Genomic DNA, 13,500 nt, shown 5'->3' on the forward strand with positions numbered 1-13,500 from the left:
GGTGGAGGGTCAGAACAGCCTCCCGCCGATCTCGACCTCGCGGTCGACGCCGACCAGCACGACCTCGCCGTTCGCATCGGGGAAGCCGAGCGTCAGGACCTCGGACATGAAGGGGCCGATCTGGCGTGGCGGGAAGTTGACCACGGCGGCGACCATGCGGCCGACCAGTTCGTCGCGGGTGTAGTGGACGGTGATCTGGGCCGAGGACTTCTTCACGCCGACGTCGGGGCCGAAGTCGATGGTGAGCTTGTACGCCGGCTTGCGCGCCTCAGGGAACGGGTCGGCGGTCAGGACCCGGCCGATGCGGACGTCGACCTTCATGAAGTCGTCGAAGGCGATCTGTGCGGCCGGGGCCGGCATCAGCTGAACTCGGCGGGTTCGACGCCTTTCGCCTGGCCATCCGGGCCGACGACGATCTTCTCCACGCGCAGCTGGGCCGCCTTGAGACGGTTTTCACAATGGGCTTTCAGGCGGGCGCCCTCCTCATAGAGGGCGATCGATTCCTCAAGCGGCGCCTGACCGGACTCGAGTTTGGACACGATGGCCTCGAGGCGCTGCAGGGCGTCCTCGAAGCTGAGATCGGCGGGGATTTGGGCGGCGTCGGTCATCGCCGCCGACCCTAGAGGGGGCGGCGGCGGGTCTCAAGCGGAGAGCCGACTTTAGCTATGGAGAGACGCGGCGCGCCGAGACGATGCCGATGCGCGGGTCCAGCATCTGGCCGCGCATGAAACCTTCGCCCTCGGTGGAGGATTTGGGCGCCGCGAGGATCTGGCGGACCACGTTCATGCCCTCGATCACGCGGCCGAAGACGGCGAAGCCGGGGTCGCCCGGGGCGCCCTTGCCAGCATCGAGGGAGCTGAGATCGCCGACGATGATGAAGAAGTCGCCCGTCGCCGTGCCCGGATCGAACCGCGCCATGGAGAGGGCGCCGTCGACATGGCCGAGGCCGGTCTCGCTGGTCGGCTCATGGGCGATCGGGGGAAGGACCCTGTCCGACGCGCCGCTGGGCCCGCCCTGGATCAGGCCGGCGGCGGGGCTGAGCACCATGCCGCGGTAGAAGGTCGTTCCGTCGAAGCGGCCCTCATCGACATAGCGCAGGAAGTTGGCCGAGGTGATCGGCGCGCGCGGGTCGGTCTCGACGAGGATGGCGCCGGCGGTGGTCTCGAGGATGACCCGGACGGCCAGGGCGGGCGCGGCGGCCTGGACCGGGGGCGACGCCGGCTCCTGCGCGACCACCGGCAGCGCCAACGCGGCGAGGCAGAGGGCGAACACCAGAGGCCGTCGGTTCATCTGTCCTGTCCTTGCCGGGTGGTCCGACCCTAGAGGCGACGTCATCGGGCTTCAACAGGGCGGACGAGGTTCCGGTCAGTCGACGATGAACAGCCGGCAGCCGGTCCGGGTGGAGGAACGATGGGCGGCGTCGCCAAAATCGGAGACCTGATAGCTCATGCCCGCGGTCAGCCTGAACGTGCGGCCATCCCGGAGTTCGGTTTCCAGTTCGCCGTCCAGAACCACCAGCACATGGCCCCGATCGCACCAGTGATCAGCGAGATAGCCCGGCGTGTACTCGACCATCCTCACCCGAAGTTCGTCGGCGGAGAAGGTGCGCCAGAAGGCCATCCCGGTTTCGCCAGGGTGCTCCGTTGGGGGCACGGCCGACCAGTCGGTCGTGGTGAAGGCGAGGACGGGCAGTTTCATGCGGACGTCAGCGCTTCTCGTAGCGGCGCTGGGACCAGTATTTGAAGCCCTGGTTGTGAACCAGCGCCCAGCCGTCCGCGCGCAGGCGGCGGCCGACCATGTGGTTGAAATAGCCGTGGGCCAGAACCAGCACGTCCTGCCCGCTCTCGGCGCGGGCGATCAGGGCCCGGGCGGCGGCCTCGGAACGGGCCTCGGCCTGGGCGCGGGTCTCCTGACCCTCGTGGTGGTTGAAGGCGTGCCACCAGATGCGGGCGACCACGCCCCAGTATTTGGGCGGCAGCTTGAACCAGGACGGAAAATGCGGCGGCGGCAGGGGCGCCTCGATGAACAGGGCGTCCGACATGATCTCGCGGCCGGCGGCGATGGCGGCGGCGGTTTCCTGGGCGCGGGGGCGGGTCGAGGCGTAGATGGCGCCCGCGCCCTCGGCCGTGGCCAGCAGTTCGGGCGGCGGGGTCTGGCCGGCGCGCAGGCCGCCGACTTCGTATTTCGCCCACCAGTCGCGGTACTGGTCCGAGGTCAGCAGGCATTTGCGCGACAGCGCCGGCTCGCCGTGCCGGGCCAGGATGATGGCGCCGGCGCGCACCGAGACGAGAGCCGCGCGAGGCGGTTGCGGCGTCACGGGAAGCGGCGGGTCTGCCATCAATGAGTCTCGGGCGGGGGCGGGCATGATTTGCGGAGATAAGCCGTTGGCGAACCGTCCTTATTCCTCCCCCAAGGCCTGAACGTGAGCGACCGCGGAACGGCCCAGCCCCTCTAGGTCGTAACCGCCCTCGAGCGAGGCTGCAACCTTGCCGCCACAACACGAACGCGCGACCTCGAGAACGGCGCGGGTGGCCCAGGCGAAATCGTCCGCCTCCAGACTTTGATGGGCGAGCGGGTCACGGCGGTGGGCGTCGAAACCGGCGGAGATCAGGATCAGGTCGGGATCGAAGGCCTGCAGGGCTGGCATCAACCCGGCCGAGAAGGTCGCGCGCCACGCCTCGCGGGCCGCGTGGGGCGGGACCGGGGCGTTGACGATGTTGCCGACGCCGGTCTCGGAGGCCGCGCCCGTGCCGGGATAGAGGGGCATCTGGTGGATGGAACCGAGGAACAGGTTCGGGTCGTGTTTGAACGCGGCCTGGGTGCCGTTGCCGTGGTGGACGTCGAAATCGATCACGGCGACCCGGGCCAGACCCTCGGCCTGGGCCACGCGGGCGGCGACCGCGACGTTGGAGAAGAGGCAGAATCCCATGGCCTGGTCCGGCTCGGCATGGTGGCCGGGCGGGCGGACGGCGGCGAAGGCGCGGGTCGTCTCGCCCCGTGCGATGGCGCGGACGGCGTCGACGACGGCGCCGGCGGCCAGGCGTGCGGCGCGGATGCTGCCGGGCGACAGAACGGTGTCGGCGTCCAGCTGTTTCAGGCCGGCGGCGGGCGAGGCGTCCAGCAGGCGGGCGACGTATTGGGCGGGGTGCAGGCGTTCGAGGTCGGCGACGGCGGCCTCTGTCGCGGCGCGGCGGTCGAGGGACAGGCCCGAGTCGTCGAGGGCGTCCAGCACGGCCTTCAGCCGTTCGGGCCTTTCCGGGTGACCGACGCCCGGCCGGTGTTCGATCATGTCCGGGTGGGTGAACAGGGCGACGCTCATGATGGGGAGGATAGGCTGGCGGTCCGGTAAAATCATCCGTTCATCCCGGCGAAAGCCGGGACCCAGTTCTTTGGGCGACTCGCTGGTTCCGGGTGCGCCTCGCCGCCAATCCCACATACCCTGCCTCACGAAAGCACTGGGTCCCCGCCTTCGCGGGGATGCACGGAGGGGGTTGAACCCTGAGCCACGATGGCTGAAAGCGGCAGGATGACCGAAGCCGTGATCCGTCCCGCCGTTGACGCCGACGCCGAAGCCCTCGGCGTGTTGGGCCGCCAGACCTTCATCGACACCTTCGTCGCCGCCGACGGGTTCGCCATCCCCTACCCGGCCGAGGACCTGAAAGCCTTCCTGGACGCCAGTTTCAGCGCGGATACGATCCGGTCGAAGCTGAAGGAGCCGGGCGCGGCCTGGTGGGTGGCCGAGCGGGACGGCGCGCTGCTGGCCTTCGCCAACACCGGCCCCAACACCCTGCCCCATCCGGACGCGCGGCCCAGCCACGCCGAACTGCGGCGTCTCTATGTGTCGAAGGCCGCGCAGGGACTGGGGCTGGGAACGAAGCTGCTGGCGGTGGCGCTGGAGTGGATGGAGGCCAATACCGACGGGCCGCTGTGGATCGGCGTGTGGAGCGGGAACCTGAAGGCGCAGAAACTGTATGCGGCCTGGGGGTTCGAAAAGGCCGGCGAGTATCAGTATCCGGTCGGCCGCTGGCTGGACGACGAGTTCATCTTGCGGCGCGGCTGAGCCGGGCCCAGGTTGACCGGATGCTCCTCCCCTTCTTCACCGCCCTGAGAGACGCGCGCGTGCCCGTGTCGATGAAGGAATGGCTTCATCTGATGGAGGCCATGGACAAGGACATTATCGGTTCTGGGCCAGGGCGGAAGGTCGACGACTTCTACCATCTGTCGCGGGCGGTGCTGGTCAAGGACGAGAAACACTACGACCGGTTCGACCAGGTGTTCGGCAAGGTGTTCGCCGGGATCGAGACCGTGGGCGCCGGAGACGAACCGTCGCTGGACGTGCCCGAGGACTGGCTGAAACTGCTGAACGAGAAATACCTGACCGACGAGGAGAAGGCGCAGATCGAGGCGCTGGGCGGGTTCGAAAAGCTGATGGAGACGCTGAAACAGCGGCTCGAGGAGCAGCAGGGCCGGCATGAGGGCGGCAGCAAGTGGATCGGCACCGGCGGGACCAGCCCGTTCGGCCACGGCGGCTACAATCCCGAGGGGGTGCGCGTCGGCGGGCCGGGGCGGCAGGGCCGCGCGGTCAAGGTCTGGGAGAAGCGCGAGTACCGGAACCTGGACGACCAGGTCGAGCTTGGGACGCGCAACATCAAGGTCGCCCTGCGCCGCCTGCGCCGGTTCGCGCGGCAGGGCGCCCTGGACGAGCTGGACATGGACGCCACCATCGACGGCACGGCGCGTCAGGGCTGGCTGGACATCCACATGCGGCCCGAGCGGCGCAACACCATCAAGGTGCTGCTGTTCCTCGACATCGGCGGCTCGATGGATGCCCATGTGAAGATGTGCGAGGAGCTGTTCTCGGCCGCGAAGACCGAGTTCAAACACCTGGAGTTCTTCTACTTCCACAACTGCCTCTACGAGGGGGTGTGGAAGGACAACCGGCGCCGGCACGAGCAGAAGATCCCGACCTGGGAGGTGCTGAACAAATACCCCGCCGACTGGCGCGCCATCTTCGTCGGCGACGCCACCATGAGCCCCTATGAGGTGACCATGCCCGGCGGTTCGGTCGAGCACTGGAACGAGGAGGCGGGCGCCGTCTGGATGAAGCGGGCGACGCAGCAGTGGGACAAGGTCGCGTGGCTGAACCCGTCGCCCGAACGGTACTGGAGCTATTCCGCCTCGGTCGGCATGGTGCGCGAGCTGGTCGACGAGCGGATGTACCCTCTGACGCTGGAAGGGCTGGAGAAGGCGATGCGGGCGCTGGCCAAATAGGCTAGGGTCGCCGAAGTTTCCGGGAGGGTTCCACCATGCTCGCCATCGTGTTCGCCGTGATGCTGCAACAGGCCGCGACCGGTCAGGTCGTCTGGGAAGAACCAGCCGCGCCCCCGCCGGTCGCCGCCGCGCCGGCGGCAATCCCCACCATCCCCGACAGCGCCCGCGCTGACCCGTACGGCTATGAACGCGCTGAATGCAGCCCGCTGATCCGCAAGGCGTCGGAATCGATGGAGGCGTGTCAGGCCCGCGTGCGGGCCGCGCTGGCCGCCAATCTGGGCGAAGCCCTGCCGCCGGGCCTGGCGCCGGCCGGGGCGCCCGACGAGTGCCGGCAAGCGGCGGCGGGCGATCGCTACGCCCTGCAGTGCGGCGCGCCGGACCGTCCGGCACGGGCCGAGGTCCGGCCGCAGGAACAGACCTGCGAGTCCCGGCCGCGCGCCCGACCCGAAGGCGGCGTCGCCTGGACCGAGGAATGCCGGCCCGCCGACGGCCGGGCGCCGGCCGAAGAGGGTCTGAAGATCAAGCTGTTCGGCGACTGAGCGGACGCGCGAACGCCGCCCGCGATGCGGACGGCGTCGTCAGGCAGGACGCGTGACTAGTTGCGCCTGTCTTCGCGAAGGGTGTCTTTCAGGCCTCCGACGGCGTTCTGGATCTTGCCGGAGACCTGGTCCGCCCTGCCTTCAGCCTTCAGCTTCTCGTCGCCGGTCAGCTTGCCGGCGGCTTCCTTGATCTCGCCGCCCATGTTTTTGGCGGCGCCGTCGATACGATCCTGATCGGGCATGGAAATCTCCTGACTGACACGCCCTCGGACTGACGGCGCCTGTGCAGGAAAAGCGAACGGCGGAGTGGCCCGTTCCGTATGGCCCCGCTAGCCGTGACGCCGCAGCCAGACCGTGACCGCCCAGGCGTGGGCGTCGTGACGCAACTGTGCGACCGCCGCATGCGGATGCAGCCAGACCAGTTCGTGATCGGCCTCGACCTTGGCGGACGGGTCCAGGGACAGCTGTTCGGCGATCCAGAAGCCGCCGGTGTTGTTGATCGGGGCGCCGTCCGACTTGCGGAAATACTGGGAGGCTTCGGCGATGCGGACGAAGGGCCGCACGAACATGCCCGCCTCCTCGACGAATTCCCGGATCAGGGCCTGTTCTTCGGTTTCGTCGCCATCGACGGCCCCGCCGGGGAGGTCGAAATAGCTGCCTTCGCCCCGATCGACCCGGACGCAGGCCAGTTTCGTCTCATGAAAGACGAGGCCGAACGCAGTGGGCCGCGGGGCGTAGTCGAGGTCGGGATCGCGAAGGCCGAACTGAAGCATGGGCGGGTAACGCACGTGCGAGGTCAAAGATCGAAGGCCAGGCGGGCGCGGACGCCGCGATGCGCGCGATCGTACTCCATCGCCGAGCGCAGGCCCGAGGCCATGGCGGTGATGATCCTGCCGCCCAGGCCGGTGCCGCGGGCCGCGCCGTCGCCCATGCCCGGGCCGTCGTCCTCGACCATCAGCACCGCGCGGCCGCTTGCATCATGGGTCAGGGTGACGCGGATCTCGCCGCCTTGGCCGGGCGCATAGGCGTATTTGACGGCGTTGGTGACCAGTTCGGTGACGACCACGCCCAGCGACACGGCCTGGTCGGTCGAGACCCGCATCGGCTCGGCATGGAGGATGATCCGGGGCGAGGCGTCGCCGGGGCCGACCGACTTGCCGAGCTCGTCGATCAGGCCCTCGAGATATTCGTCCATGGCCACCGAGGTCATGTCGCCCGAGGTGTAGAGCCGGCGGTGGACGTGGGCCACGGCCTCGATCCGGGCCTGGGATTCCTTCAGGGCGGCGCGGGCGCCCTCGTCGGCGAGGTGGCGCAGCTGCAGCGACATGAAGCTGGACACCAGCTGCAGGGAGTTGCCGACGCGGTGGTTCACCTCCCGCAGCATGGCCTCGGCGCGGTCGCGGGCGATGCGGACCTGTTCCTGGGCCTCGTCGTTGGCGCGCTGCAGCCGGCGGCGCGACACAGCCTCCTCCAGCGCATTGCGCAGCAGGGCGGTGAAGTCCTCGGAGACGTCCTTGATGACATAGTCGGCGGCGCCGGCGCGCAGGGCGGCGACGGCGATACGGCCTTCCTGGGCGCCGGTGACGTAGACCACGGGCGGCGGATTCCCGAGCGCGATGATGTCCGGCAGCACCTCAAGGCCGTCCCGGCCGGGCATGTAGTGATCCAGGGCGACGACGTCGAAGTCGTCGGCGCGGGCCGTGAGGATTTCCAGACCCGCGTCTCCGTCGGAGGCGCAGGCGACGGCGAAGCCGTGGCGGCCCAGCTCCTTCTCGACCAGCCGCGACAGGGCGCGGTCGTCGTCGATATAGAGCAGGCGGATGACCTCCCCCTGGGTCTTCACTGTGCGCTCACTCGATGTCCGGCGCCTGCATGACCGACAGGAACAATCCCAGCTGGCGGATGGCTCCGGCGAAGCTTTCGTAGTCGACCGGCTTGGTGATGTAGACGTTGCAGCCCAGATCGTAGCAGCGGTCGATTTCGCCCTGGTCGTCCGTGGTGGTCAGGACCACGACCGGCGCGCGCCGCAGGCGATCGTCACCCTTCACGCGGACGAGGATGTCGGTTCCGGACATGTCGGGCAGGTTGAGATCCAGCAGGATCAGCATGGGCCCGTTCATGCGGACCTCCTCGCTGAACAGATAGTCCATGGCCGAGCCGCCGTCGGCGAAATGGACAATCTCGTTGGCGATATTGGCGCGCCGGATGTTCTTTTCGATCAGCTTGGCGTGACCCAGATCGTCCTCGACCATCACGATCTTCACGGCAGTGGTCATCCATGGTCTCCAACGTCCGCGAGGACGAGGCGTTTGGGGAATTTCAGCGTGAATGTCGAGCCCTTTCCAAGCTCTGACTCGACGGTCACGTCACCCCCAAGGCGGCGCACGCTGTTGCGCACGAAGGCCAGGCCGAGACCCTCGCCCGCGCGGTCCTGCTTTCCGGAACGCCGGAACAGTTCGAAGACACGCTCGTGGTCGCGGTCGGAAATGCCGCGACCGTTGTCGGCGATCCGGTAGAGGACCCAGCCGTCGCCGGTCTCCCGTCCCGAGACGACGATACGCCCCGGGCGAGCCGGATCGAGGTATTTGACGGCGTTGTCGATCAGATTGCCCAGCACCTGCTCCATCGACAGCCGATCGCTCTCGATGTCCGGCAGCGGCTCGATGACGATCTCGGAGGCAGAAGCCTCGGTCTGGTGCCGGACGCTGTCCGCCACGCCCCGGACCATGGCGGTCACGTCCAGCGGTTCGGGAACCAGATTGCGGCGGCCCTCGCGGGACAGCTTCAGGATGGCGTTGATCAGCCGGTCCATCTTTTCGGTCGAGGCCCGGATGAAGCCGATGGCCTCGGGAAGGTCTTCGCGCACCGCGGCGATGGCGGCGGGATCGACCTTGCGATCCTTCCCGGCGGCGGCGATGGCCTGGTCGATCACCTTGCCGGCCTGTTCCAGCTCCGAGGTGAAGCCCATGACGTTGACCAGGGGCGCGCGCAGGTCGTGGCTGACGATATAGGCGAAGCGCTGGATCTCCTCATTGGCCCGGGTCAGCTCGAAGGTGCGGTCGCGGACCTTGCTTTCGAGACCGGCGTTCATCCGGTCCAGCGCCTCGCGCGCCTCCTGGAGCTCCAGCACATAGCGGCGGATGAGCCAGCCGCTGACTCCGGCCAGGCCGAGGATCAACAGGCCCGCAAGGCCGTTGACCAGAACCGTCATGGCGGCCGCCCATTCCGTCTGACGCGTGCCGAACTGAAGGCGGGTCGCCTGGATTTCATCGACGGCGGCCGTCTCTGCGCGCATCTGATCCATGATGCGTTTGCCGGCCCCGTCGCGGATCATCTGGACGGCGTCGTCCCGCCGCCCCATCCGCCCGAGCACGATCGTCCGGTCGATGACATCGATCCCCTGCTCCGAGAGCGTGTCCAAACGCTCGACCCGTTGCGCGAGGTCAGGGTCTCCTGCGGTCAGTTCGGTCAGTTCGGCGAGCTTTTCGGGCAGTCGGGCGACACTTCGGGAATAGGGTTCGAGATATTCCGGGCGGCCGGTCAGGAGAAAGCCGCGCTGCCCGGTCTCGGCGTCCAGCGACAGCGCCATCACCTCGTTTGCGGCCAGACGAATGCGCTGACCGCGATCAACCTGCTCGTTGAAGTCTCTGGTCCGCTGCAGCATCACGAATACGCCGACGTTGACGATCAGCAGCAGGGCGATGGCGCCCGTGAGCAGGGCCGCCACGGACCGGCTGAGCGACGGCATGCGCAGGAAATGGCTGAAGGCCTGAAGCGTGGGACGCAGCGCCGGGATCATCGGACGCGAGCATTAGCGGGGCGTTCGGCCCTGTCCAGTCGCGTCCCGGGAGAAACCCCCACCGATCTCGCGATTTAGGGTAAAGGTGCGCCCGTCAGGATCGGGGGAGAGCGACATGGTCTGGTGGTGGTGGATCGTTCCGGCGGTCGTGGGCGTGCTTGGGGTCGTCCTGCTGTTCAAAGGTCTGGCAGCCCTGTTCAGGGGCCGGATCTTCAGCGGCTTCCTGGTCGGCGCCGGGGGTGCGGGCTTCATGGCGGCGGCGGTCATCGCCTCCCTGCTGGCGCTCGACATCCAGACCTACGGTCGGCTGACCTACGAGCGGCCGGTGGCGACGATCGAGACCCGGCAGCTGGGGCCGCAGTATTTCGAGGCTACGGTGATCCAGCCCGACCGCGGCGAGCACGCGCCGGCCGCGACCAATCTGTACCCGCTGCACGGCGACGAATGGCGCATCGAGGCCCAGGTCCTGAAATGGAAGCCGTGGGCCAATGTCCTGGGGCTGGACACGCAATACCGGCTGGACCGGTTGTCGGGGCGGTACGCCTCGATCGACCAGGAGATCAACGCGGCGCGCAGCGTCCATCCGTTGTCAGGCGGCGACGAGTCCGTCACCTGGCTTCCGTGGAAGGTCAGCGCCTGGGACACGGCGCGCCGCTACCGACGCTATGTCGATGCGGTCGACACCCTGTACGGCGGCGGCGCCTATATGCCGATGGCCGACGGCGCGAGATACGAGGTCTGGATCACCCAGTCCGGCCTCGTTGCGCGGCCGGCGAACGACGTGGCGCGCACGGCGTCGTCGGGGGGATGGACCGAGGTGCGGTAGCAGGCGCCCCTCCACCGCTTCGCGGTCCCCCTCCCCATCTGTGATGGGGAGGAGACGTTAGACCGTGCCGATCGTCCGCAACCGCGCGCGTGGGTGGACCTCGTTCTGGCTCATGACGACCGTCTGGCCGCGGAAGCGTTCGATGATCGAGCGGACGTAGGGCCTGATCTGCGGGCCGGTCAGAAGGACGGCGGTCTCGCCGGCCATGGCCGCGCGCTCGAACACGTCGCGGACGGCGCGGATGAAGTCCTGCAGACGGGACGGCGCCATGGCCAGCTGGCGATCCTCGCCCTGACCGACCAGGGCGTCGGAGAAGGCCTGCTCCCATTCCGGCGACAGGGTGACGATCGGCAAGGCGCCGTCGTCGCCCTTGTGCTGCCAGCACAGCTGGCGGGCCAGCCGGCCGCGGACATGCTCGACCAGGGTGGTGACGCTGGAGGTGTGCGGCGCGGCCTCGGCCAGACCCTCGAGGATGGCGGCCAGGTCGCGGATCGAGACCTTCTCGCGCAGCAGGGTCTGGAGCACGCGCTGCAGGGTGGTGACGGTGACCACCGAGGGAATCAGTTCGTCGACCAGCTTCTTCTCTTCGGTCCCCAGTTCCTTCAGCAGCTTCTGCACCTCGGCGTAGGAGAGCAGGTCGGCCATGTTCTCCTTGAGGATTTCGGTCAGGTGGGTGGTCAACACCGTCGAGGGGTCGACGATGGTGTAGCCGCGGAAGGTGGCTTCCTCGCGCAGGCTTTCGTCGATCCAGGTGGCGGGGAGGCCGAAGGCGGGCTCACGGGTGTGCTCGCCCGGCAGTTCGACCTGGCGGCCGGCGGGATCCATGGCCATCAGGGAGCCGAGGCGAACCTCGCCCTGCCCCGCTTCCATCTCCTTGATGCGGATGGCGTAGCCCTGGGTGCCGAGCCGCATGTTGTCGAGGATGCGGACCGACGGCATGACGAAGCCGTACTCCTGGGCCAGCGAGCGGCGCAGGGCGCGGACCTGATCGGTCAGCCGGCGACCTTCGAGATCGTTGATCAGGGACAGCAGGGAATAGCCCAGCTCGATCTTGACCTCGTCGATGGTCAGGGCGGTTCCGATGGGTTCCTCGACTTCTTCGCGGGGGCCCGAGGCGGTGGCGGCCATCTCGGCCTCGGTGGGCTGGGGCTTCAACCGCTGGCGACCCAGTTTCCACGCCATGAAGCCCGTGCCGATGGCCAGCGCCGCGAACGGGATCAGCGGCATGCCGGGGATGAGGCCGATCAGGCCGGCCGCGCCCGAGACGACGCCGAGGCTGACGGGGTTGGTGGCCAGCTGGGCGACCAGGGCCTTGTCGGCCGTGCCCTCGACGCCCGCCTTGGACACCAGGAAGCCGGCGGCGATGGAGATGACGATGGCCGGGACCTGGGTCACCAGACCGTCGCCGATGGTCAGGGCGACATAGGTGTCGGCCGCTTCCGAGATCGGCAGGCCATGCTGGATCGTGCCGATCAATATGCCGCCGATGGCGTTGATGAAGACGATGATCAGCCCGGCGACGGCGTCGCCGCGGACGAATTTCGAGGCGCCGTCCATGGCGCCGAAGAAGGTCGATTCCTGCTCCAGCTCCTTGCGGCGGCGTTTGGCGGTCTCCTCGTCGATCAGGCCGGACGACAGGTCGGCGTCGATGGCCATCTGCTTGCCCGGCATGGAGTCCAGGGTGAAGCGGGCCGAGACCTCGGCGATGCGGGTCGAACCCTTGGTGATGACGACGAAATTCACCACCAGGATGATGGCGAAGATGATGATGCCGATGATGAAGCTGCCGCCCATCATCAGGGCCCCGAACGACTGGATGACCTGGCCGGCGGCGCCGTGGCCTTCGTGACCATGGGTCAGGACCAGCCGGGTCGAGGCCAGGTTCAGCCCCAGCCGGAACAGGGTGGTGACCAGCAGCACCGTCGGGAAGATGGCGAAGTCGAGCGGCCGCTTCATCATCACGGCCGTCATCAGGATCAGCACGGACGAGACCAGCGAGATGGCCAGCAGCAGGTCCAGCAGGAATTTCGGCACCGGCAGGATCAGCAGCAGGATCACGCCGATGACGCCGATGGCCATGGCCACCTCGCCGCGCGCCACCCAGCCCATCATGTCTCGGCCGGTCGGACGGGCGTAGCCGTCCTTCATCATCACCGAGGCGGGGATGTCCGTCATGCGGCCACGTCGTGGCCGAGGGCCATGAGCGCTCGACGCGTCGCGTCGGCGATTACGGCGTCAAGCTGGTCTGCGCTCGCAGACGAGGGACCTTCGAAATAGACGGCGATGAGGACCCCTTTCCGGTCCGGTGTCTGGATCTGTCCGATGTCGTTCGCCTGGCCCCGACCGGACGTTCCGGTCTTGTGCATCGCGAGATAACCCGGCGCCAAAGCCGCCTTGATCCGCTTCGCGCCGGTCGGTGAAGCGAGCAGCCAGGAAAGCAGGTACGGCGGCATGCCCCGGGTAAGGGGGTCGTTTCGCAGCACGTGAGAGAGATTGGCGATGGTCTGGTCCGGCGTGGTTGTGTCGCGGTCGCCGTCCGCGAGATTGAGTTCGGGTTCAAGACGATCGACACGGGTGACACCGTCGCCGATCGAAGGATACCAAGCGCGCCAGGCGTCCAGCCCGCCAAACTCACGGATCAGGATATTGGCAGCGCCATTGTCGCTGACCTCAACGGTGCTTTTGCACAGTTGCATGATCGTCATGGTCGCGCCGACCGCCGTCTCCGTGACCGGCGAGTGGGGCAGGATGTCCGCAGCATTGATCGGGATGGCGCGCGCCAGATTTTCGGTGTTCTGCGCAACTCGCTGGAGCGTGGCGGCGGCGAGAAACAGCTTGAACGTCGAACAATACAGGAAGCGCTCTGCACCGCGCCAGCTGGCCCGGTCTACACCCTGGATGGTCAGGCCGATGCGACCACCGTGACGGGCTTCCAGATCAGCAAGATCAAGGGCGTGATCGACCGCCTCGGCCTTCATCGGCGACATCGGCTCACAGGCCGAGACGACAACCCCGGTCGCTGCAAAGCCCAACAGGACGCTTCTGCGGTCCGCTTTCCGGGTCAT

General features: G+C 68.0%; 17 protein-coding genes. 4 read left to right on the plus strand and 13 right to left on the minus strand.

The window, feature by feature from the left end; all coding sequences use genetic code 11:
* Positions 1–9: 9 nt before the first annotated feature.
* The 6 genes from VN378_RS07780 to VN378_RS07805 form a co-directional block, all read right to left on the minus strand.
* Positions 10–360 carry a tRNA-binding protein gene (locus VN378_RS07780; RefSeq protein WP_325742580.1) on the minus strand — a complete coding sequence of 117 codons (351 nt, stop codon included), beginning with the start codon at positions 358–360 and terminating at the stop codon, positions 10–12.
* Positions 360–608 (minus strand): exodeoxyribonuclease VII small subunit, encoded by a 249-nt coding sequence (locus VN378_RS07785; protein WP_325742582.1) that lies wholly within the window; start codon positions 606–608, stop codon positions 360–362. Before VN378_RS07785 ends, VN378_RS07780 begins: the two co-directional genes overlap by 1 nt.
* A 55-nt stretch (positions 609–663) precedes the next feature.
* The gene (locus VN378_RS07790) at positions 664–1,290 is read right to left on the minus strand and encodes a peptidylprolyl isomerase (protein WP_325742583.1); all 627 of its coding nucleotides are present in this window, start codon (positions 1,288–1,290) and stop codon (positions 664–666) included.
* A 75-nt stretch (positions 1,291–1,365) separates the two neighbouring features.
* Positions 1,366–1,698 carry a DHCW motif cupin fold protein gene (locus VN378_RS07795; RefSeq protein WP_325742584.1) on the minus strand — a complete coding sequence of 111 codons (333 nt, stop codon included), beginning with the start codon at positions 1,696–1,698 and terminating at the stop codon, positions 1,366–1,368.
* A gap of 7 nt (positions 1,699–1,705) precedes the next feature.
* Positions 1,706–2,338: a histidine phosphatase family protein gene (locus VN378_RS07800; RefSeq protein WP_325742586.1), complete on the minus strand. Its 633-nt coding sequence runs from the start codon at positions 2,336–2,338 to the stop codon at positions 1,706–1,708.
* Positions 2,339–2,398: 60 nt separating this feature from the next.
* Complete coding sequence (locus tag VN378_RS07805; protein ID WP_325742588.1) at positions 2,399–3,319, minus strand: histone deacetylase family protein; 921 nt, start codon at positions 3,317–3,319, stop codon at positions 2,399–2,401.
* Between the two features lie 207 nt (positions 3,320–3,526).
* On the opposite strand from VN378_RS07805, the gene VN378_RS07810 reads away from it, so the two are divergent.
* From VN378_RS07810 to VN378_RS07820, 3 genes are read left to right on the plus strand one after another with little or no spacing between them, the layout of a single operon-like run.
* The gene (locus tag VN378_RS07810; protein WP_325742590.1) at positions 3,527–4,060 is read left to right on the plus strand and encodes a GNAT family N-acetyltransferase; all 534 of its coding nucleotides are present in this window, start codon (positions 3,527–3,529) and stop codon (positions 4,058–4,060) included.
* Between the two features lie 20 nt (positions 4,061–4,080).
* The gene (locus VN378_RS07815) at positions 4,081–5,271 is read left to right on the plus strand and encodes a VWA domain-containing protein (RefSeq protein ID WP_325742592.1); all 1,191 of its coding nucleotides are present in this window, start codon (positions 4,081–4,083) and stop codon (positions 5,269–5,271) included.
* 35 nt (positions 5,272–5,306) lie between these two features.
* A complete protein-coding gene (locus tag VN378_RS07820) occupies positions 5,307–5,810 on the plus strand; it encodes a hypothetical protein (RefSeq protein ID WP_325742594.1) in 504 nt (167 codons plus the stop codon).
* A 56-nt stretch (positions 5,811–5,866) separates the two neighbouring features.
* Here VN378_RS07820 and VN378_RS07825 read toward each other — a convergent pair whose 3' ends face one another.
* From VN378_RS07825 to VN378_RS07845, 5 genes are all read right to left on the minus strand, one after another.
* Complete coding sequence (locus VN378_RS07825; protein ID WP_325742596.1) at positions 5,867–6,052, minus strand: CsbD family protein; 186 nt, start codon at positions 6,050–6,052, stop codon at positions 5,867–5,869.
* A gap of 87 nt (positions 6,053–6,139) precedes the next feature.
* Positions 6,140–6,598, minus strand: a complete 459-nt coding sequence (locus tag VN378_RS07830) for an NUDIX domain-containing protein (RefSeq protein WP_325742598.1) — start codon at positions 6,596–6,598, stop codon at positions 6,140–6,142.
* Between the two features lie 8 nt (positions 6,599–6,606).
* A complete protein-coding gene (locus VN378_RS07835) occupies positions 6,607–7,653 on the minus strand; it encodes a sensor histidine kinase (RefSeq protein ID WP_325742600.1) in 1,047 nt (348 codons plus the stop codon).
* Positions 7,654–7,660: 7 nt separating this feature from the next.
* On the minus strand, positions 7,661–8,086 hold the full coding sequence (locus VN378_RS07840) for a response regulator (RefSeq protein WP_325742602.1): 426 nt from the start codon (positions 8,084–8,086) through the stop codon (positions 7,661–7,663).
* Positions 8,083–9,609 carry a sensor histidine kinase gene (locus VN378_RS07845; RefSeq protein WP_325742604.1) on the minus strand — a complete coding sequence of 509 codons (1,527 nt, stop codon included), beginning with the start codon at positions 9,607–9,609 and terminating at the stop codon, positions 8,083–8,085. Before VN378_RS07845 ends, VN378_RS07840 begins: the two co-directional genes overlap by 4 nt.
* 115 nt (positions 9,610–9,724) lie before the next feature.
* On the opposite strand from VN378_RS07845, the gene VN378_RS07850 reads away from it, so the two are divergent.
* Positions 9,725–10,435, plus strand: coding sequence for a hypothetical protein (locus VN378_RS07850; protein ID WP_325742606.1), 711 nt, complete (start codon positions 9,725–9,727; stop codon positions 10,433–10,435).
* A gap of 57 nt (positions 10,436–10,492) precedes the next feature.
* On the opposite strand, the gene flhA is transcribed toward VN378_RS07850, so the two are convergent.
* Together flhA and bla are read right to left on the minus strand one after the other, a co-directional pair.
* Positions 10,493–12,586 carry a flagellar biosynthesis protein FlhA gene (gene flhA, locus VN378_RS07855; protein WP_325742691.1) on the minus strand — a complete coding sequence of 698 codons (2,094 nt, stop codon included), beginning with the start codon at positions 12,584–12,586 and terminating at the stop codon, positions 10,493–10,495.
* A gap of 20 nt (positions 12,587–12,606) precedes the next feature.
* Positions 12,607–13,500, minus strand: a complete 894-nt coding sequence (gene bla / locus VN378_RS07860) for a class A beta-lactamase (protein WP_325742608.1) — start codon at positions 13,498–13,500, stop codon at positions 12,607–12,609.

It is taken from the genome of Brevundimonas sp. (genome assembly GCF_035561115.1).
Lineage (GTDB): Bacteria > Pseudomonadota > Alphaproteobacteria > Caulobacterales > Caulobacteraceae > Brevundimonas.

Bases quoted from the DNA above. Each gene is read 5' to 3' on its own strand.
- VN378_RS07780 (WP_325742580.1), bottom strand. From the start codon at position 360: ATGCCGGCCCCGGCCGCACAGATCGCCTTCGACGACTTCATGAAGGTC.
- VN378_RS07785 (WP_325742582.1), bottom strand. From the start codon at position 608: ATGACCGACGCCGCCCAAATCCCCGCCGATCTCAGCTTCGAGGACGCC.
- VN378_RS07790 (WP_325742583.1), bottom strand. From the start codon at position 1,290: ATGAACCGACGGCCTCTGGTGTTCGCCCTCTGCCTCGCCGCGTTGGCG.
- VN378_RS07795 (WP_325742584.1), bottom strand. From the start codon at position 1,698: ATGAAACTGCCCGTCCTCGCCTTCACCACGACCGACTGGTCGGCCGTG.
- VN378_RS07800 (WP_325742586.1), bottom strand. From the start codon at position 2,338: ATGGCAGACCCGCCGCTTCCCGTGACGCCGCAACCGCCTCGCGCGGCT.
- VN378_RS07805 (WP_325742588.1), bottom strand. From the start codon at position 3,319: ATGAGCGTCGCCCTGTTCACCCACCCGGACATGATCGAACACCGGCCG.
- VN378_RS07810 (WP_325742590.1), top strand. From the start codon at position 3,527: ATGACCGAAGCCGTGATCCGTCCCGCCGTTGACGCCGACGCCGAAGCC.
- VN378_RS07815 (WP_325742592.1), top strand. From the start codon at position 4,081: ATGCTCCTCCCCTTCTTCACCGCCCTGAGAGACGCGCGCGTGCCCGTG.
- VN378_RS07820 (WP_325742594.1), top strand. From the start codon at position 5,307: ATGCTCGCCATCGTGTTCGCCGTGATGCTGCAACAGGCCGCGACCGGT.
- VN378_RS07825 (WP_325742596.1), bottom strand. From the start codon at position 6,052: ATGCCCGATCAGGATCGTATCGACGGCGCCGCCAAAAACATGGGCGGC.
- VN378_RS07840 (WP_325742602.1), bottom strand. From the start codon at position 8,086: ATGACCACTGCCGTGAAGATCGTGATGGTCGAGGACGATCTGGGTCAC.
- VN378_RS07845 (WP_325742604.1), bottom strand. From the start codon at position 9,609: ATGATCCCGGCGCTGCGTCCCACGCTTCAGGCCTTCAGCCATTTCCTG.
- VN378_RS07850 (WP_325742606.1), top strand. From the start codon at position 9,725: ATGGTCTGGTGGTGGTGGATCGTTCCGGCGGTCGTGGGCGTGCTTGGG.
- flhA (WP_325742691.1), bottom strand. From the start codon at position 12,586: ATGATGAAGGACGGCTACGCCCGTCCGACCGGCCGAGACATGATGGGC.
- bla (WP_325742608.1), bottom strand. From the start codon at position 13,500: ATGACCCGGAAAGCGGACCGCAGAAGCGTCCTGTTGGGCTTTGCAGCG.